Here is a 19,874-nt window from a genome sequence, read left to right as displayed (position 1 = left end):
CTCATTTATATCTCCCTCATAAGCTTCCTTGCTTATACAAAGTTATAATTTTCTTTATAAGTAGAAACTTCTTCATGAATATGAATACCGCGCTTTGCTAGTTCATCAAAAATTAATTGTGGATTTTCAAAAGCTTCTTCAGGCGTAACAACACCCACCCTACTTACATTTCCAGTTGCAATTAACTCTGCAGCAATCCCAAATGGAATACCGACGTTTCTCGTATACGCCCTTAATTTTTCCCATCCTACAACAGAACCATCAGATAACGGATGTGTATGATATAACACATGTCTTTGCTTCTCATTATTTTTCATACCTATTACTTCTACATGAAGTGCATAACCATAAAGCTCTGTTTCTTGTCCTTCTTTCGATTGCAATAAATACTGCGAAATACAATCCATAATGCCTATTTCTTTCCCGTTTATTTCAATCTGATCATTACGCAATATGCCGTAATCATATAAAGCACGTACAAGTTGCATATTTTGCTTCGGCCAAGTTCCTCTCGTCTCTATCAGTTTGACACCTTTATTTTCTAGTGCCTTTGCTAACGTAATCGTTTCAGAATGCGGAATGATATACTGCGTTTCCTTACCATAAGGCGCTGGCAATTCTATTTCTCTCGGACGCGCAAACGGAAGTACTTGTTTAAATTCACCATCTTCATACACTGTACGCGATGGTAAATGTGGATCATATTCATATGTCGTTGTCTCTGTAATTGAAGCAGAAAAAGCAATCGGACGATACGAACCGTGACTTACGCGGACAGACTCTACAGTATCCAGTTGATTTGCTGCATGCATTGCCATCATTTGCGTTACACCTGGCGTCATGCCAAACCCAGGCAAACATGTTTTTTCATTTTGAACAAATATAGCATGCGATTCATTTTCTTCACCAAATCCATTTAAGTTCACACCGTGGCAGCCTGCTTCTGCAATACAGCGAGTCGACAATCTGTTTAGCTTTATCGTCGTACCATCCAATACAATGTCATAACCTTTCATTTTTGCAACCGTATCCTCGTGATTCGTTACATCTACTTTTACAAAATCAACACGAGGATCGTTGAGCCATTCTACTACTTTACGGCCTTCTTCCTCGTTAAAATCGGCTACAGTAATCGTCTCAAAAGATGAAAATTGAATTAAATCCAAAATAGCTTCACGACAAATTTTACCTGCTCCACCTAAACAAAATACTTTCACCCAATAACAGCTCCTTTAGCAATACTATCAACTAAGCGATTAATATCTTCTTCATGTACATCACCTATATTTCCAATCCGGAACGTATCTACTTTCGAAATTTTCCCAGGGTAAATAACAAATCCATAGCATTTTAATTCGTTATATAACTGTTGAAACTCGAACTCCCCTTTTGGATAAATGAAAGATGTAATAATAGGAGATTGATATTTCTCATCTACTAGTGGCTTAAATCCGATTTCTCCCATTCTATTCACTAGTAGTTTTTGATTGTTGTAATATCGATTGTAACGCGCTCTTACTCCACCCTCTTTTTCTAGTTCAAGTAGTGCTTGATAAAAAGCATGTACAACATGTGTAGGTGAAGTAAAACGCCATTTCCCATTTTGTTTTTCCATCGTTTCCCATTGATCATATAAATCAAGAGATAAAGAGCGTCCTTGCCCTTTACACTTCAATAATTCATCACGTTTTGCGATTACAAATCCGAATCCAGGAACCCCTTGAATACACTTATTCGCACTACTAATTAAAAAATCAATTTGTAAATCAGCAATGTCTATTTCAATCCCGCCGAAACTACTCATCGCATCAACAATTGTAACCTTTCCATACTGCTTTCCTAATTTACATACATCTACAATTGGATTTATAATGCCTGTCGTTGTTTCACAATGAACAACTGCAATATGCGTAATCTCTTTATCTTCTTCCAATAACTTTTCTACTTCTACAATATTAGTAGGTTTCCACTCTTCTGTTTGGCTGACCACTACATCAATCTGTAACATCTCTGCCATTTGTACAATGCGCTTACCGTACGCACCATTTGTACAAACGAGAAGCTTCCCATTTCCCGGAATAACAGAGCCAATTACTGCTTCAACTGAAAACGTACCGCTTCCTTGCATTAACACTGTTGTATATTTCTCTTCTTCCTTCGTCGCTAACGATACAAGTTTAGCTCTTACTTCTTGCACCATCGTATTATATTCAACATCCCACGTACACCAATCGTATAGCATAACTTCTTTTACTGATTTTGTTGTCGTTAATGGTCCTGGTGTTAATAATAAGTAGTGATTTTCATTCATGATCCCGTACCCCTTTTATGAAATAATAAGTTCTTGTTTCTCGATATGTTCCATTACGTTTTCGAGCTCCTGCATCGTTTCAATCGTAAAATGAGCCCCATTTTCAACAAACCGATTACGAACTATTTCTATTTTTTCACGAAGCTCTACCGAATCCATACTCTCCACTTCCTCTTCCGTTAAACCGAGCTCACTACTTCCAAGAATTACACCAACTGTCCACATTCCAGCATTTCTACCTTCTTTCATATCTGATACTGTGTCCCCTACTTTTATCATATGGTTCATCGGATACACACCAAGTTCCATTGCATTTTTATAGCACATCCATGGGTATGGGCGGCCTGCTGGAACATCATCTGGCGTAACAAGAAAATCAGGTTTATATCCTTGTAACGCTGCTTCCTTTGCTACAATTTCCATCATTTCTCTCGTATAGCCCGTTGTTGAACCGATTTTAATGCCTCTCTCACGTAAAGAAGCGATTACTTCTTTTACCTCATCAATCGGCGTAGCATAACTTGGTAAAATAGAAAAGAGAATTTCTTCAAACTCTTCATACATCTCATGGATGTCTGCTTCTGTTGGTAATTGACCGAAGACACGCTTCCACTCATCCGCAATACGAGGCATTTCTGTTAGTGCCCTTACATGATCTATTTTTAATAATCCCATTGGCTTACGTGCTTCTGCTGCTGTAATTTCAACGCCACGTTTTTGAAAAATCTTCATGAATACTTCTAGCGGTGCAAAACATCCGTAATCAACTGTCGTACCTGCCCAATCAAAAATAACTGCTTCTATTTTCATTCAATCCATCACCCTTCTCACTTATCTTTTTTGCCATTGTGACGTTCGGTTACGAAGTGCTTTCGTTCCCCATTCATATACAACTCTTACTACAATATTTGTAACAACAATAAGTACACTCATTGCAGCTGCTGGCGCTACATTTCCTGCATCATCCATATTTACGATTGATACGGCCGCTAGTTTAAAGTCAGCTGCGTATAAGAATACAACCGCTGACACAGTTACCATCGAATTTACGAAATAGTACATGACCATTTCTAAAATTGCTGGTAAACACATTGGTACTGTTACTCGGAAGAATGTTTTATAAAACGGAATACCCATCGACTGCGAAACAAGCTCAAACTCTCGGTCTAATTTCTTTAAGGCAGTCGTTGCCGTGACAAATGTTACAGAATAAAAATGAATGATATTTACTAGTACTAATACAGCAATTGTTCCGTATAAAGAATGAAACGGATTCGTTACTGATAGTCCAAGAATTTGAATCGTTGGTTGACTAAAGAAAAAGACATATCCTAATCCGAGTACTAAACCTGGTATCGCTAACGGCACTATAGAGAAAAAGTAACCTGTTTTTCTGAAAAATTGTAGCTGGTCTATTTTCTCAATTGCATATGCGAATACAAATGTTAAAATCGCCCCAATAACTGCTGTAACTGCTGAAACAATTACGCTATTTTTAAATGCTTCAAGTCCATCTCCTGTTAAACTTGAAAAATTAAAATGCTCAAATGTAAAACTCATATTATATGGCCATACTTTCACACTTGCAGCAATACCAACTGCAACAAATAATAGAATGATCATAAGTGTAATCACACTACAATATATGAATGAGATTACATCTCTTTTCTTATTAGCTATTATTCTGTATGGTACTGCTTTTGAAGATAAGAAATTCGCCTGCTTTCTTTGCGTAATACGATCAACTACAAATGCGAATATAGCTGGGATTAATAAAATCATTCCGACAGTTGCACCCATCGGCATATTTTGCTGTCCAATTACTTGTTTGTATACGTCAGTAGCAAGCACATTATATTGACCACCAACAATTTTTGGTGCCCCAAAATCAGTAAAACTAAGTGTAAACACAACAAACATTGCACTAATTAATCCGTACTTTACACTAGGTAAAGTAACCGTGAAAAATTGCTTTGTTTTACTCGCCCCTAACATATTAGAAGCTTCATACAAACGATAATCAGATCCTTGGAAGGCAATTAGCAATATAAGAAAGGCTTGTGGAAATGTATACATAACTTCAGCTATTACAATTCCTATTGGTCCATATAAAGGGATTTGTATACCTTCAAATAAACCAAACATTCCTTTCGTTACTAGCCCTTGATTACCAAATAAATATGTAAGTGCTATACCGTGCATCATCGTTGGTGCGAACAATGGTAATAACGCTACATACTGAAATACACGCTTTCCAAAAACATTCGTACGGGCAATTGCATATGCGTAAACGAATGCGATTGCAACTGAAATAATTGTTGTTGCGCCCGAAATCCATACTGTATTTTGTAAAGACTGAACTAAAGTTGGTGTTGTGAAATATTTACTGAAATTCGCTAAACCAACGAAAACTCCATCTTTATTATAAAAAGCCTGTGTAAATAGTTGTAATAGCGGTAATACAAGTATGATAAGGAAAGAAAAAATCATACCGATAATTACGAGCCGTTGGATCCATTCCTCTTTCCCTATACTTCTCTTAATCTTTTTTTTCGTACTTTCTACCTTATAGTTTTCTAACATCTCCATCTATACAATGACCTTCTTTCCATATGACAACATATGATTTTCTGAGAAAGAGATTTGAATCGGCTTTCCTTTTCTAATAGCCGTTGCTTCTACTTCTGATGCTAATATATCCACTACAATTTTCTCATTATAAAGGTGTGTGTTTTCTTCTAAGACTCGCACTTCCGTCCGATATACAGATCCGCGAAATTCCATACTTTCCACAACTGTTTTAATACCGTCCTTTTGTACAATTGTTACATGTTCAGGACGAATTGCATGTTCTTCGTTATTTTTCGAAAAGAAATTAATAGAACCAATAAAATCTGCCACAAACGGATTGGCTGGTCTTTGATAAATCTCCTCTGGTGTTCCAATCTGCATAATTTCCGCATGATTCATTACAACAATTTTATCAGCCATCGTTAATGCCTCTTCTTGATCATGCGTTACCATAATCGTCGTTACTCCTATTTTCTCTTGCACATCACGCATTTCCCTACGTAATTTTTCACGCACTTTTGCATCTAAAGCTGATAACGGCTCATCGAGTAACAAAATATCTGGAGACAGAGCGAGCGCACGTGCAAGTGCTACTCGCTGCTGTTGTCCACCAGACATTTGAGCAGGATATTTATCTTTTACATTCAGCAAATCTACAAGTTTTAACGCATCTAGCGCTTTCTCTTTCACTTCTGCTTTCCCATATTTTTTTGTCTTTAAGCCGTATTCAATATTTTCAAGTGCTGTTAAATTCGGAAATAAAGCATACGATTGGAAAACCATTCCGAAGTTTCTCTTTCCAGGAGGCAATGCTGTAATATCTTTTCCATTCACAGCTATACTGCCAGTCGTTGGTTCCTCTAGTCCCGCTAAAATGCGAAGCAACGTCGTTTTCCCACAGCCACTCGGGCCTAATAAACAAACAAACTCATTTTTGTTCACAGTAAAAGAAATATCTTTTAACGCTGTAAATGCATCAAACTGTTTTTGAATGTGTTGAATTGATAAATATTCGCTCATTTTTCTCTCTCCCACTCACTTACTTTTTCGGTTCTGCTTTTTGGCCAAACTCTTTTTCCCATTTTTCTAAAATTTTGTCACGATTTTCTGCTGCCCATTTAAAGTCATTCTTTTTATATAATTTTTCAGTAACATCTTTCGGGAATCCCTCTGGAAGTTTATAATCATTTTTAATTGTCGCAAATCCATTTTTCTCAAAGTATAACTTCATTACATCATCAGTAATTGCCCAATCTAAAAATGCTTGTGCTAATTTATCATTTTTCGCATTATCTTTCTTAATAAGTGCGTTCGCTTCTACTTCCCACCCTAATCCTTCTTTCGGCAGTACAACTTCAACTGGTGCACCTTTTTGTTTCTCTTTTAAAGCACTATAAACCATTGATACACCGACTGGATATTCACCTGCTCCTGCTAATTTCGCTGGTTTTGATCCTGAATGCGTATAACTTGCCATATTATCATGAAGTTTCTTCATGTAATCCCAGCCTTTATCTTCACCCATGATTTGTAGCCATGCAGAAACTGTTAAAAATCCTGTTCCAGATGATGCTGGATGTGGCATAACAAGTGTTCCTTTATACTCTGGTTTCGTTAAATCTTCATATGATTCTGGCATCGGTAAATTTTTCTTCTTTAACTCTTCTTTATTTACAGCAATCCCCGTCATAAATGCAGTATTTCCTACCCATTTTTCAGGTTGCTTATCATCTTTAAATTGCGGAAGAACACGATCTGCTCCTTTTGGAGAGTATCCTTTTAACATATCTTTTTTATCTAAAGCTAATAGACTTGATGCCGCAGTTCCCCATACAACATCTGCTTGTGTATTTTTCCCTTCAGCTAGCAATTTCGCAGTAATAACTCCTGTTGAATCACGTACAATGTTCAATTTCACATCAGGATATTTCTTTTTAAAGGAATCAAGATAAATTGGTACAAGCTCTTCTTCAATTGCTGTGTAAACAGTTAATGATCCAGATAATTTGTCATCTTTCACTTTCGCTCCAGCACTTTCTTCCTTCTTTGCACCACACCCCATTAATAACGAAAATACCATTCCAGTCGCTACAGCTTTAAAGATTGTTTTTTTCACTGTTTCTCTCTCCTTTTACAAATCTTATGTACAACTCAAATATAAACAACTAGTGTAAAAGCAGTATTAAACCAACATTAATCTTTTGTTTGTTGTTTGTTTTTGTGTAATACGTTGCTACTTCTATGTTTTTTCGCATTTTTCTGCTAATAGAAAACACTAAATTTACAAATAATTAAAAAAACCTTTATAATCCCACAAAAAAATGAGGCGTTTGTAAAAAACGCCTCATTTTTGTTTCCCTTTTTTTGAATTACGATTAGCATACTTTGCGCTATTTTCTCCTTCATACTCTAATGCAAATTCTGCATCTGGTAAGCTTTCTTTCGGAGTTTTATTATTATTGATTGCCGCATTTTGTTTCACTTTTCTTTTTACCAATACATTCACCTGCTCTCAAGAAATCACTTTCTACTCTAGTTTGAAACAACTTAAAATAATTATTACTGGCAAGTGTTAACAAGTACATAAGAGGCGTTAGATGGAAATACTACGTATGAAGAAATCATTATAAAAAGGAGCGATAATTTTGAAGAAAAAAGAAAAGATTCAATCACCAATTTTAGACGAAACGCTCCCGCATCAAATGAATTTTCCATCTTTTAAAGGAACAGGAAAAACGATGCAACAACCTTTTGTGAATCAATATGATGTTGTAATTGGAGACAGTAAATATAATTCCGAGAACAGTCCACTTAACAATTGGAGTGATAAAATAGATCCTGCCATTATGGCTGGCGATGAGTGGATCCATCCTACAAATGATATTGGGTGGATTTCAGAAGAAAATCAAGAGTTGCTAAAAAACGAAGCGGATAATAAAAATGAAGCTTTTATGCATCCACAATTTGGAATTAACGACTAAAAAACCATTCTACCTAACGTAGGTAGAATGGTTTCATACTATCCAATAATAATCCGCTCTTTCGGGTATTTATAGCGAGGTGGTTGTTCCCTTCCACCACTAGCTAAAATAAATGTTAAAATACCAACGCGTCCGATAAACATAAGCACAATAAGTACAAGTTTCCCAACAGTTGTTAAATCAGGCGTAACACCTGTTGATAGTCCCGTCGTTCCGAAAGCAGAACAAACTTCAACAATTAAGCTCATAAGCGGTACATTTTCCGTAATAGATAAAATGAATAGCGCAGTAGCACATAACAAAATCCCCATCGTCATAACGACAGATGCTTTCAGTACATCCTCTTCATGTAGCTGACGTTTGAAGACTCTAACTGTTCTACCACCCCTTGCAAAGGTATATAGTGACAATATACTAACAGCAAATGTTGTTGTACGTATTCCGCCCCCAACCGAACTTGGAGATGCCCCTATAAACATTAATATACTCATAAATAAAAGCGTCGGTTGTGACAATTCACGTATATCCATCGTAGCAAGTCCACCACTTCGCGTCGTCACAGATTGGAATAATGTATAAAATACAGTTTCATGCCATGACTTTCCTACTAAAAAATGATTTCTCTCCAGTAAAAAAATCATAATTGTACCAACAACAACGAGTGCAAAAAATGTTGTTGTCGTCAATTTTGTAAATAATGAAAAACGGAATAATTGTTGTCTCCTTTTACTAAGGAATTGTTTCACTTCCATTAGCACAGGGAAACCAATCGCTCCTAAAATAATTAGTAACATATGAATCATTTGAACAATATAATCTTTTTTATAAGGAATTAATGATTGTCCTGTTAAATCAAATCCGCCGTTCGTAGTCGCACTAACAGCTGCAAAGAAACCGTGAAAATAAGCTTCTTTCCAAGTCGGAAAGTAAAGTAAAAATCTTGTACCTAATAGGATTGCTCCAATAAGTTCTATTGAAATAATTACAATCAAAATAGAACGCATCAATTCTACAAGACCCGATAAATTCCCTTGATTATGGTCTGCCATAATTAATCTTCTTCTTTGCAAACCAATCTTTTTCCCCGTAATGATCCAAACAAATGTACCAAGCGCCATAATTCCTAAGCCGCCTAATTGTAGAATAAGGGCTAAAACAATAATTCCTGCTGTAGTAAACGTATCTGAAATCGTAATAACAGACAGTCCCGTAACGCTTACCGCACTAACCGATGTAAAAAGCGCATCTATAAATGTCCATTTCACACCAGGCTTCGTAACAAACGGTAAACTAAGCAATATCACCGATACAACTACTGCTAACAAATAAAACAAAACGATGAGTTGTACAGGACGTAATTTTTGTAAAAACTTTTTTATATCTCTCATTCCATCACTTCGCTACCTTTTTTCTATCGATTAAATAAAGAAAAATCTTTACTTTCTTTATTTGTAAATAACTGCTCAAATAATTTGGCAAAGACCATTCCATATACAGTTCCATTACCTCCATACGGCAATGCGTAAAACAAATTATGTATCTTTTCGTCTTCTTTTAAAATGGGGAGACCATCATGAGTACCACCAAACGCGGCTGCCCAATAGTAGTCTGCCTGTATATTTTTATACTGCGGGAACATCTCTTTTACAATATTAATAAGGATATCACGCTTATGCAATAATTTCGTATCACCAATTGTTTGAATTTGCAGCGCTTCATCTAATCCGCCTACAATAATGCGGTTTCGATACGTTCGAAAATATAAGTAGGGCCGTGCCGTTTCCCAAATTAACGATCGCTCATGCCAGCCTTCAAACTGATCTATTTCATTTGTTACAATTGCATAAGAGGTGTCTACTGTTGTATTTTTTCTTTCTTTCTTTCCAAAAAGCGCTTCATAACCTGTCGCCATAATAATATTCTTTGCTACAATTTGATTTCCTGTTTTCGTGTAACAAATTAAATCATTTTTACGTTTTTTTATATGTATTGCCTCTGTATGTTCATATATATTAGCTCCCATTTGATTTGCTTTATGCAAAAGACTGTGCGCTAATAAATACGGATTCACCTCGGCATCACCGTGTGTATATAATGCCGCTTGTTTTATGAAAGGATAACGTTTCTTAATATCAGATTCTGTAAAATACTCAACAGGAAATCCATAATTCTGTAACGTATTGTACTCCTCTTGTAAAAATGAGACATCCTCACTTTTACTTGCATAATATAAACTACTTCTCGGAATAAAATAGGGATCAATATCGAGAGTAGGTACCACTTTCTCCATTGTCCGTAACGCTTCGTAACACAGTTTATATGCTCGTACCCCTTTTTCTTCACCAAATGTATGGATAAGTGAGGTTAACGATTTATCATGAAGAAACTGTAATACACCTACATTTGCAAATGTACTACCACATGCAATTTCTCTTTTTTCAATAAGCATTACACTCATACCTATTTTCGCTAAAGAATACGCTATATGGGCACCTGCTTCGCCACTTCCGACTACAAGCACATCACATATCATATCATTTCCTAACGGTGGATAACAAGGTACTGAAACTCCTGTATTCCAAAACAACTTACCTGTCATAAGTTTCATAATTATACTCCTAAAATATAAATTTCTCCTTTCTATGTTTTGTTATTTTTCATAAAAAAATCCAACTAACATAGGCTAGTTGGATTTTTTATTTTTAATTAGAACGCTCTTCAAGCCAATTTCCAATCGTCGGATATGTTTGTTTTACAGCTGTTCCACCGTAAACGATAGACATATGCCCTGTTGGTAAACATACATATTGTTTATCTGTGCTAGAAATATGGTCTAGTAATGCTTCTACTTGACATGGCAAAGCGATATGATCACGTTTCCCGGAAATATTTAAGACATTCGCCTTAATATTTGCAAGATCTACCTTTTGTCCGCGAATAACGAGTTCACCCTTAACCAATTTATTATTTTGATAAAAATCACGAATCCACTGTCTGTATGATTCACCTGGGAACGGAATACCATCACCAACCCACTTTTGAACCAATCTCCAGCTTTCGACGAAGCGTTCATTCTCTGAACGATCTACTAGAGCAACATATGGACCAACAAAGTTCGTAATTGGCTTTAACATTTTGTTTCCGAAATCAATCATTTCTGGCGGAATATTTCCAAATGTATCAACCGCTTTATCTAAATTGAAGTATTTCTCATCTAATAAAGGACCATACAATCCTGTTTCAGAGAAATCAAAAGGACTTGTCATGAAAATTAAATTACGAATTGGCATGTGCGGATGAAGCGCTGCATAAATAGAAGTTAGCGTTCCACCCATGCAATAACCAAGTAAAGAAATCTCGTCCGATTTTGCAGTTCGCATTACTTTTTTTACTGCTTTTGCAATATAATCAAACACGAAATCATCAAATTTCAAATGACTATCTTCTAAACCAAATGTGCCCCAATCAAGCATATATACATCAAAACCACGATCCACTAGATATTCCACTAAACTATTTCCAGGAGTTAAATCCATAATATATGGTTTATTAATAAGAGCATATATTAACAGAATTGGAACTCTTTGTGTTTTTTCTTGTTTTGGAATGTAGCGATAAAGCTTCGTCTTATTCTTCGTCCAAATAACCTCTTTCGGCGTTAATCCGACTTGCGGCTCTGGTTCACGTAATAAAATTTCACTCGCCCTTTTCACTCGGCGGTATGCTTTTCGGTACTCTTCTGGGTATAGCTCTAATTGCTTTTCCCATTCTGTTGCGAATGTAGTCATTTTTCTATCTCCTTTTTGGTCGATTTCCTTCTTAAAAAAAAGAAGTGCATTCCTGCTATGGATATGCACTTTTTTCTTACTTCATTACATATATAATCCGCCGTTAATGTTTAATTGTTGACCTGTGATATACGCACCGTCACGGCATAGGTATACTACACCTTTTGCAATTTCATCAGCTTGACCAAAACGTTTTTTCGGGATTTTTGCAACGATTTTTTGACGTACTTCTTCTGGTACTTCTGCTACCATTTCAGTATCAATAAATCCTGGGCAAATAGCATTTACAGTGACATTTGTTTTTGCAAGTTCTAACGCTAATGATTTTGTAAATCCTAACATACCCGCTTTTGCTGCTGAGTAGTTTGTTTGGCCAAATCCACCTGCTTGACCAATAATAGAAGAAATGCTAATAATTCTTCCTTCTTCTGCTTCCGTTATGTATGGAAGAACCGCACTTGTCGTATTAAATACGCTGCTTAAATTCACGTCAATTACGCGCTCCCAATCTTCACGATTTAACTTTTTGAATGTACGGTCTCTTGTAATACCAGCATTATTAACAAGAATATCAACTTTACCAAAATGATTCACAGTTTCTTCTACAAGTCGGTTTGCATCTTCTACTTTAGAAACATCCGCTTGCACTGCATAAACGTCATGTCCGTCTTTTCCTAATTCATTTACTAAATTTTCAGCTGCTTCTTTACTGCTATTATAGTTAATAACTACTTTCGCTCCCTCTTGTGCTAATGCTACTGTAATTGCTTTTCCAATTCCTTTTGCTCCACCTGTTACGATTGCTACTTTTCCATTTAATTGAACCATTTCTTTTCCCCCTTAAATGAATTTGTGAACGATTGTTATGAATCATTTTGGTACTCATACTATAGAGTCCATATATAATTATGTTTCGCTGTTTATACGTGAAAAGAGATTCTCCCTCTCTCTTTTATCTGTTATAAACAAGCGCTTTTATCATTTTTTATTTTCTGGTTTATTCGCAGGCTTTACCTCTTCTTTTACAGGTACTTGTAGTTTAGCTAGTACTGCATTTTGCTTTTCTAGCAATTCTAAAATTTGATCTACTTTTGTTTCAAGCGTACGAATATCTTGTTTTACTTTCGTTACATCACGCTTTAATGTAGGAGCTTGCCCTAAAGAATCTACTTTCTCCTCTAGAAACTCCTCAATGTTATCTACTTTATTTTCTAAGTTAATAACAAGCGTAGCCACTCTTGCGATATCCTCTTTCGTCGGCACATTTACTTGTTCTAAATAGTTTTTTGTCGTATCATTTAATGCTTTTTGATAAAACAAATTCAAATCTAGAACGCTGCCCATCCAAGCAGAATATTCTTCTGTTTTAATTGTTTCATTGAGCGCTTTTCCCCAAAATGTTTCGGTTTGTTCATAAGCATTTTTCCATGCTTGTAGTGGATCGAATTTTTGATCAATCACTTTACCTACACTCCCTTTTTCGTTTTTGAAACAATTCAACCTATTCACTATTTTCTAATATTCTGAATAAAACTTCAAGTCTATATTTTATTTTTTTCTATTTTCTAACAAATGTGTTGACTTTAAAAACAGATAGGTGTAAATTGCACTTATAAGCAAAAAATTCCATCTAACTGATTCATGAGGTGATGCACAATCATGCTACAAAATGAACCAGAACAACGCGAAAGTTTGGAGAGCAACCAAGCGAAACAACCAAACTCCATGCCAAAAAACTTCTTAGTTCCCTTCTTACTTCTCTGTCTAAAAGACTGGAGTCTTCATGGTTACAAACTTATTCAAATGCTAATGGATATCGGCTTTTCTTCTGTTGACCAAGGTAATGTTTATAGAACACTACGCAAATTAGAAAAAGAAAACCTTATTTCTTCTACTTGGGATACAAGCGATGGAGGGCCGGCAAAAAGAATTTATTCTTTAACTGAATATGGAGAGCAATATTTAACAACATGTGCGACTTCTTTTGAACATTATCAAAATATGTTGCGAACGTTTTTCACGTTATACACCAATGCATTCTTTCCATTTTCTACTTCTCCAGAAAAGGATGAAAAGGATTCTTCATCTTCACCTGGTGGTACAGCAGAGTAATCTGCGTTCACAATATGCAAAAAAACATTTGGGGGTCAAACAATGGAAACTAAACCATACGAATTAGTCGATGCATTTTGGAAAAACTGGTCTCAATCACTTTCCCTTTTCTCTTCAGCTGGGAAGCAATTAGAGCAACTTACTTTAGAAACATTAAAACAACAACAAGACGCTTTGCATAAATTAACATCAGGAGTAGATGAACTAGAAAAAGAACTACAACAACTCACTGCTCAGTTCAATAACCAATATACAGATTACGTGAAACAATTAACTGGAAACTCCTTAAATGATCAAATTAACGAGTGGCAGGACAAATGGAAGGAACTTTCTGCTCATATGCATCAGCTTACTGTTTCTCCTACAAAAACATCATTGTCAATTCTTACCCAAACAAGCGGCCAATTTGAAGAAACAACAAAACAATTTATTGAGCAACAACAATTACAACGTGAAGAGGCTCAAAAACAGTTAGAGGGTTTTTTGGAAGAGTTCAAGTCAAAACAGTTGGAACTCGCAAAAAAGTTCGAGGAAAACTCAAAAAATCTATTTACTTCCATCAAGTAAGAAAAATGTGGGAGCTAACCGCAGCACAAACAAAACTCTTTCTTCCTCCTACTACATCAAGATGGCTAACATTTTTCGATATGGAAAAGAAGGAGGACAAAATGAATCCATTTCAAGAAGCACAAACTGTTCCGGAGCTTCGCTATGATGAGATTCAAGTCGGTGATCAAGCATCCCTTACAAAAACAATTACAGATGAAGATGTTATCAATTTTGCAAAATTGACTGGGGATGTGAATCCTATTCACATTTTAGATTCTTTTGCAAAAACGACAATGTTTAAAGAACGTATTGCTCACGGTATGCTCGTTTCGAGTTTTATTTCTACCATCCTTGGAACGAAACTCCCAGGCAAAAATACGATTTATTTATCCCAAAATGTTTCATTCCGTGCCCCTGTCAAAATCGGTGATACACTTCGCGTTGTGGCAGAGGTTATTAAGAAGCGTGATGATAAAAAAATCATTACGCTGCAAACAAACATATATAATCAATCAGATGATATTGTCGTGGAAGGAACAGCGACAATACTAAAAAAAGAGTAGCAAATTTGCTACTCTTTTTTCTATCCAAGAACTTCTAATCGCACCGATTACTTCCGCGTATGAGTACGTCGTTTCCACATAAAATAACGTTACCAGTTTAGATAAGAACTTAGCTGAACTGGACTACTCATAAGGATGTGTATCAACATGGTAAAAACAAACAAATTATTAGTTCCAGGTGCAGAACAAGCACTTGAACAATTTAAATATGAAATTGCACAAGAATTTGGTGTAAGCTTAGGATCTAATACAGCATCTCGTTCTAACGGTTCAGTTGGCGGTGAAGTAACAAAACGTCTTGTTGCTTTAGCTCAACAACAATTACGTGGATAATAATATAACATATGGCTTAGAGGCAGATATTCTCTGCCTCTTTCTATTTTCAACATACATAATGGTGCTTTTTCACATACTAATCAAAACGAAAGGAGCGATCTGTAAAATGAAACGGATTAATATTAGCATGAGCCCTCCCCGCGTTCTTACTTTGTCTTTTCTTGTATTATCAGTTGTCGGCACATGTTTATTAAAACTACCCATTGCTACGACAACGTCCATTTCATGGCTCGATGCCTTATTTACAACCGTTTCCGCTTGTACTGTTACTGGGCTTGGTGTTGTAGATACTGGAAAAGTATTTACTTTGTTTGGACAATGTGTCATTTTAACGCTTATACAAGTTGGCGGGCTTGGCATTATGAGCTTTGCTGTCTTAATTGCGATTATGCTCGGAAGAAAAATCGGTCTTCAAAATCGGATTTTACTGCAACAAGCATTAAATCAAACGAATATCGGCGGCATCATCCGTCTTGCCAAAGCATTATTTTTATTCTCTTTTACAGTCGAATGTATCGCTACTATAATTCTTTCTTTTGAATGGGTACCAAAATATGGGGTTATGAAAGGGATCTATTATAGTTTTTTCCATTCAATCTCAGCCTTTAACAATGCTGGCTTTTCTGTGTGGAGCGATAATTTAATGTCCCATTCTCATAGCATTCTTGTCAATCTCGTCATTTCCTCTCTCATCATTTTAGGTGGAATTGGTTTTACAGTAATCGTAGACATAAAAAGAAAGAAAAACTTTAAAAACCTTACACTACATTCAAAACTTATGCTCTCTTCTACTCTAATCGTCAACATTATTGCTACCCTTTTTATTTTTATATTCGAGTTCCATAACTCCCTTTCTATGAGAGGTTTTACCCCATTTGAAGAAGGATTGGCATCTTATTTTCAAGCAATTTCAACGCGAACTGCCGGGTTTAATACAGTTGATATTTCTACATTGTCAAAACCTTCTCTCCTATTAATGATGCTCCTTATGTTTATTGGTGCTGGTAGCGCTTCAACTGGTGGTGGGATTAAGTTAACAACATTTTTAATCATATTTTTTGGCGTATTTAAATTTTTACAACAACAAGAGGATATTGTCGTATTTAAAAAATCCATTAAAGATACTCTCATTGTCAAATCATTAACCATTACTATTATTTCAATTTCATTTATCTTTTTTGCTATTTTAATTTTGAGTATTACTGAGCGAGTTCCTCTATTGATGAGTGCTTTCGAAGTATTTTCAGCATTTGGGACTGTTGGCCTCAGTATGAATTTAACACCCCACTTAACTATAATCGGAAAAGCTATTATTATCTTTATGATGTTTTTCGGGAAAATGGGTCCTTTAACATTGGCTTTTTCATTTGCTCGTAAAAAGAACCTGAAAATAAAATATCCGAATGAAGATATTTTAACAGGTTGACAACCGTATAAATTATCCATATAATGAGAATACAATAACATATCTCCAAAGGGGAGTAGCGTCCAAGAATATTTCTTGGAAACAAAGTCGTCATTACGTAGAACTTAGTTCTTCCGGCTTTGTTGGCATTTTTTATTACATATGTCTAGCAAGACCTTTGCCTATTAACGGCAGAGGTCTTTTTTGCATTCACTTCCAGATTTTTCCAAAGTTAATAGGCAGGAGTATGGGGAAACTAAATAGTGGGGAAATTCTTCACTTATTTAGAACTTATAGAAATGAGAGGAGAATGTACATGGATGTATCATTATTATTGGAGTATGGTTGGGTATTACTCATCCTAATTGCACTTGAAGGGATTTTAGCGGCTGATAACGCTCTTGTTCTTGCAATTATGGTAAAACATTTACCAGAAGAAAAACGAAAGAAAGCACTATTTTATGGATTAGCGGGGGCATTTGTTTTCCGATTTGGATCGTTATTTATGATTTCGTTCTTAGTCGATGTATGGCAAGTGCAAGCAATTGGTGCCATCTACCTTATGTTTATCGCTGGTAATCACTTATTTAAAACATATGTTAAAAAGAATACAGATGAAGAAACAGAAGAAAAAGAAGCAAAGAAAAAACAAGAGAACTTTTGGTGGACTGTATTTAAAGTTGAGGTTGCTGATATCGCCTTCGCAGTTGATTCAATTTTAGCTGCTGTTGCACTAGCAATGACTTTACCAAAAACAGGATTAGGTACAATTGGTAGTCTTGATACTGGGCAATTCGCTGTTATCTTTGTAGGTGGACTTATCGGATTAATCATTATGCGATTTGCAGCAACTGCTTTCGTACAAATCTTAAAACGTAAACCAGGACTTGAAACCGCAGCATTCTTAATTGTAGGTTGGGTTGGTGTGAAGCTAGCAGTTTATACATTAGCACACCCTGCATTAAATGTAATTCCACATTCATTCCCAGAATCCACTCCGTGGAAGCTTACATTCTGGATTGTATTAGTCGGAATCGCAGTTGGTGGTTGGTTCTTCTCAAAAGAAGTAGAAGTAAAAGTAGAAAAGAATTTAGACGAAAAAGCGCTGTAATTACAGCGCTTTTTCTTTTTCTTTCTTCCTCTCAATGTCCAGAAAAAATTCCATTATACTACCTTTTGTAAACGTTTTCTTAATGTATGTATGTCCTTTTTGTGAAACATTGCACAAACTTATTGAAAGTGAGAACAATTCCATGTACTTTATTCATATAAGGAGTATTTATAGAAGATTTACTAAAGGAGCGTATTACTCATGCTAGAACAAGGACTAGATTATGTTGTCAAACTGGCTAAAAGCAAAAAGAAAATACTAGATACAAACCCAATGCAATATTTCATTCGTGCTGCACTTGCGGGTATTTATATCGGTTTTATTATTGTACTATGTTTTAAATTAGGTAACTTTTTTCACATTGCAGATTCACCAGCAACTTATTTAGCTGCTTCTATGTTTTTCGGGATTGCTCTCGTACTTATTATATATGGCGGTGCTGAATTGTTTACTGGGAACACAATGTACTTTACTGTAGCAACTTTAAGAAAAGAAACAACGATTTCTGATACACTACGTAACTGGGTTGCTTGTTATGCAGGTAACTTAGCCGGCGCGTTATTCTTTGCCTTACTATTTTACGCAACTGGAATTTTTGAAGCAATTGATCACGGTCACTTAATGAATAAAGTCGTTGAAGGAAAGATGAACACACCTACAATGCAGTTATTCTTTAAAGCCATTTTATGTAACTGGCTCGTATGTCTTGCTTGTTTCTTACCTTCTCAGGTTAAAGGTGACACAGCAAAAATAATAGTCATGATGCTACTTGTTTTCACATTCTTCTTATCTGGTTACGAACATAGTATTGCAAACTTATCACTCTTTGCTTTATCTTTAGTTTCACCGCATCCTGAGACAATTTCTTTTTCAGGTGCTATTCATAACTTAATTCCTGTTACAATCGGTAACATTATTGGCGGATCAGTATTTGTCGGTATGGTATACCACTACTTAACAAAGAAAACACCTGAAGTTCAACAGGAAGAAACTGAAATCGCAGTAGCTCAACAAGAAGAGATTATTCCTTTACAAGCACATATGAAACACTAAAAACTCCAAAGTTTTACTTTGGAGTTTTTAGCTTCCCACGTATTTAACAACAAGGTGAGGATTAATTTCTCCTTCTTCCTTTCCCTTATCCATTCTCTGTTTCATCTTGTGCATACCGATGACATCATTCGTATGAAGGTGAATTTCATTTACATATAATCCCTCTGTACAAAAAGCTTCTACAAAATCTAGTCCATTTTTTGCTCCCCAGCCCATATTATAATCAAGGGAAAGAATATTCACATCATAATCCCGAACCATTTGCAAGGCACATTCTACTGTAGTTGCGGACACATACCCGAACGGGCAACTTCTTTGATCATCCATATATACGTTCATTTTCGATTCCCTCTCTAATTTGAATAAACAGCTAATACATAGCACATTGCCCCAAGACTAATAAAAGGACCAAATGGAATTGGCTTTCGTACTTCTATACGTTTTAATCCGATACCAATCCCGAAAAAACAAAGACTAAAACAAGATGCTAAAAATAAAACGATAAAAACTCCCTTCACTCCTACTATAAAACCAAGTAACGAAAGTAGTTTTATATCTCCTCCGCCAAGCCCTTCTGGATATATCTTTTGCATGCAATATAACAAAAGGAATATAACACCACTACCAACTATACTATCTGTCCAAGTAACTAATTGTACAAAAACACTTTCGAGAATGAGTAAAACCGCAAACGAAATTAAAATACAATCAGGAATTAACATATATAAGTAATCTGTAACTGAAATAATAAGAAGTAGCGAAAAAAGGGATAAAATGATAATAAGTTCTCGTTCTATTCCAATCATATACACGGTAAGAAGAAATATACTTCCTGTTATACATTCAAATGCTACATATATAATTGGAATTTTCCTCTTACAATTCGTACAACAGCCTCTTTGTATATAAAATGAAATGATGGGGATTAGTTCTTTTGGCCTTAGCACATATTTGCAATAATAACAATGTGAACGCGGGGTAATAATAGACGCACCTAATGGAACCCTCACCGCAACTAACATAAAAAAAGAACCAAACACCATCCCTGCTAACAGTGCATATAAATAAGTGAACATCCCTTCCTCTCCTTTCCC

The 19,874-nt window shown here is 35.7% G+C and carries 22 protein-coding genes; 8 read left to right on the top strand and 14 right to left on the bottom strand.

The window, feature by feature from the left end; genetic code table 11:
* Positions 1-32: 32 nt before the first annotated feature.
* The 7 genes from ACUL40_RS26745 to ACUL40_RS26715 form a co-directional block, all read right to left on the bottom strand.
* The gene (locus ACUL40_RS26745) at positions 33-1,217 is read right to left on the bottom strand and encodes a saccharopine dehydrogenase family protein (protein ID WP_100651249.1); all 1,185 of its coding nucleotides are present in this window, start codon (positions 1,215-1,217) and stop codon (positions 33-35) included.
* Positions 1,214-2,311: a 2-aminoethylphosphonate--pyruvate transaminase gene (gene phnW, locus ACUL40_RS26740; RefSeq protein ID WP_100651247.1), complete on the bottom strand. Its 1,098-nt coding sequence runs from the start codon at positions 2,309-2,311 to the stop codon at positions 1,214-1,216. Before phnW ends, ACUL40_RS26745 begins: the two co-directional genes overlap by 4 nt.
* 15 nt (positions 2,312-2,326) lie before the next feature.
* A complete protein-coding gene (gene phnX, locus ACUL40_RS26735; RefSeq protein WP_000687397.1) occupies positions 2,327-3,121 on the bottom strand; it encodes a phosphonoacetaldehyde hydrolase in 795 nt (264 codons plus the stop codon).
* A gap of 21 nt (positions 3,122-3,142) precedes the next feature.
* Positions 3,143-4,900 carry a putative 2-aminoethylphosphonate ABC transporter permease subunit gene (locus tag ACUL40_RS26730; RefSeq protein ID WP_000425519.1) on the bottom strand — a complete coding sequence of 586 codons (1,758 nt, stop codon included), beginning with the start codon at positions 4,898-4,900 and terminating at the stop codon, positions 3,143-3,145.
* The gene (locus ACUL40_RS26725; RefSeq protein WP_445422674.1) at positions 4,901-5,902 is read right to left on the bottom strand and encodes a putative 2-aminoethylphosphonate ABC transporter ATP-binding protein; all 1,002 of its coding nucleotides are present in this window, start codon (positions 5,900-5,902) and stop codon (positions 4,901-4,903) included. It lies immediately after the preceding gene.
* Between the two features lie 19 nt (positions 5,903-5,921).
* On the bottom strand, positions 5,922-6,998 hold the full coding sequence (locus ACUL40_RS26720; protein ID WP_000750893.1) for a putative 2-aminoethylphosphonate ABC transporter substrate-binding protein: 1,077 nt from the start codon (positions 6,996-6,998) through the stop codon (positions 5,922-5,924).
* A gap of 228 nt (positions 6,999-7,226) precedes the next feature.
* Complete coding sequence (locus ACUL40_RS26715; protein WP_000240799.1) at positions 7,227-7,379, bottom strand: hypothetical protein; 153 nt, start codon at positions 7,377-7,379, stop codon at positions 7,227-7,229.
* 148 nt (positions 7,380-7,527) lie between these two features.
* On the opposite strand from ACUL40_RS26715, the gene ACUL40_RS26710 reads away from it, so the two are divergent.
* The gene (locus tag ACUL40_RS26710) at positions 7,528-7,863 is read left to right on the top strand and encodes a DUF3905 domain-containing protein (RefSeq protein ID WP_000726025.1); all 336 of its coding nucleotides are present in this window, start codon (positions 7,528-7,530) and stop codon (positions 7,861-7,863) included.
* Positions 7,864-7,901: 38 nt separating this feature from the next.
* Here the strand turns inward: ACUL40_RS26710 and ACUL40_RS26705 are convergent, their stop codons facing one another.
* From ACUL40_RS26705 to phaR, 5 genes are all read right to left on the bottom strand, one after another.
* On the bottom strand, positions 7,902-9,251 hold the full coding sequence (locus ACUL40_RS26705; RefSeq protein WP_001204705.1) for a TrkH family potassium uptake protein: 1,350 nt from the start codon (positions 9,249-9,251) through the stop codon (positions 7,902-7,904).
* A 23-nt stretch (positions 9,252-9,274) separates the two neighbouring features.
* The gene (locus tag ACUL40_RS26700) at positions 9,275-10,471 is read right to left on the bottom strand and encodes an NAD(P)/FAD-dependent oxidoreductase (RefSeq protein ID WP_000772575.1); all 1,197 of its coding nucleotides are present in this window, start codon (positions 10,469-10,471) and stop codon (positions 9,275-9,277) included.
* Positions 10,472-10,565: 94 nt separating this feature from the next.
* Positions 10,566-11,651, bottom strand: a complete 1,086-nt coding sequence (gene phaC / locus ACUL40_RS26695; RefSeq protein WP_000206336.1) for a class III poly(R)-hydroxyalkanoic acid synthase subunit PhaC — start codon at positions 11,649-11,651, stop codon at positions 10,566-10,568.
* A gap of 84 nt (positions 11,652-11,735) precedes the next feature.
* A complete protein-coding gene (locus ACUL40_RS26690) occupies positions 11,736-12,479 on the bottom strand; it encodes an acetoacetyl-CoA reductase (protein WP_000250409.1) in 744 nt (247 codons plus the stop codon).
* A 150-nt stretch (positions 12,480-12,629) separates the two neighbouring features.
* On the bottom strand, positions 12,630-13,112 hold the full coding sequence (gene phaR / locus ACUL40_RS26685; RefSeq protein ID WP_000566942.1) for a polyhydroxyalkanoic acid synthase subunit PhaR: 483 nt from the start codon (positions 13,110-13,112) through the stop codon (positions 12,630-12,632).
* A 198-nt stretch (positions 13,113-13,310) separates the two neighbouring features.
* Here phaR and phaQ point away from each other — a divergent pair, with 198 nt between their 5' ends.
* From phaQ to ACUL40_RS26650, 7 genes are all read left to right on the top strand, one after another.
* Positions 13,311-13,763, top strand: coding sequence for a poly-beta-hydroxybutyrate-responsive repressor (gene phaQ, locus ACUL40_RS26680; RefSeq protein ID WP_000939955.1), 453 nt, complete (start codon positions 13,311-13,313; stop codon positions 13,761-13,763).
* A gap of 42 nt (positions 13,764-13,805) precedes the next feature.
* Positions 13,806-14,330 carry a polyhydroxyalkanoic acid inclusion protein PhaP gene (gene phaP, locus ACUL40_RS26675; protein WP_000448594.1) on the top strand — a complete coding sequence of 175 codons (525 nt, stop codon included), beginning with the start codon at positions 13,806-13,808 and terminating at the stop codon, positions 14,328-14,330.
* 101 nt (positions 14,331-14,431) lie between these two features.
* Positions 14,432-14,875: a MaoC family dehydratase gene (locus tag ACUL40_RS26670; protein WP_001067916.1), complete on the top strand. Its 444-nt coding sequence runs from the start codon at positions 14,432-14,434 to the stop codon at positions 14,873-14,875.
* A gap of 147 nt (positions 14,876-15,022) precedes the next feature.
* Positions 15,023-15,208 (top strand): alpha/beta-type small acid-soluble spore protein, encoded by a 186-nt coding sequence (locus ACUL40_RS26665; RefSeq protein ID WP_000241212.1) that lies wholly within the window; start codon positions 15,023-15,025, stop codon positions 15,206-15,208.
* A 109-nt stretch (positions 15,209-15,317) separates the two neighbouring features.
* Positions 15,318-16,637, top strand: coding sequence for a TrkH family potassium uptake protein (locus tag ACUL40_RS26660; protein ID WP_000822361.1), 1,320 nt, complete (start codon positions 15,318-15,320; stop codon positions 16,635-16,637).
* Between the two features lie 295 nt (positions 16,638-16,932).
* Positions 16,933-17,727 carry a TerC family protein gene (locus ACUL40_RS26655; RefSeq protein ID WP_000383314.1) on the top strand — a complete coding sequence of 265 codons (795 nt, stop codon included), beginning with the start codon at positions 16,933-16,935 and terminating at the stop codon, positions 17,725-17,727.
* 201 nt (positions 17,728-17,928) lie between these two features.
* On the top strand, positions 17,929-18,780 hold the full coding sequence (locus ACUL40_RS26650) for a formate/nitrite transporter family protein (RefSeq protein WP_000893025.1): 852 nt from the start codon (positions 17,929-17,931) through the stop codon (positions 18,778-18,780).
* Positions 18,781-18,807: 27 nt separating this feature from the next.
* Here ACUL40_RS26650 and ACUL40_RS26645 read toward each other — a convergent pair whose 3' ends face one another.
* The gene (locus ACUL40_RS26645) at positions 18,808-19,119 is read right to left on the bottom strand and encodes a cyclic-phosphate processing receiver domain-containing protein (RefSeq protein WP_001103770.1); all 312 of its coding nucleotides are present in this window, start codon (positions 19,117-19,119) and stop codon (positions 18,808-18,810) included.
* Positions 19,120-19,133: 14 nt separating this feature from the next.
* On the bottom strand, positions 19,134-19,856 hold the full coding sequence (locus ACUL40_RS26640) for a prepilin peptidase (protein ID WP_000495726.1): 723 nt from the start codon (positions 19,854-19,856) through the stop codon (positions 19,134-19,136).
* Positions 19,857-19,874 lie beyond the last annotated feature (18 nt).

The organism is Bacillus sp. KNSH39, assembly GCF_052656585.1.
Note: the sequence above shows the minus strand (reverse complement) of the source record. Positions and strands in the feature narration are given on the sequence as shown.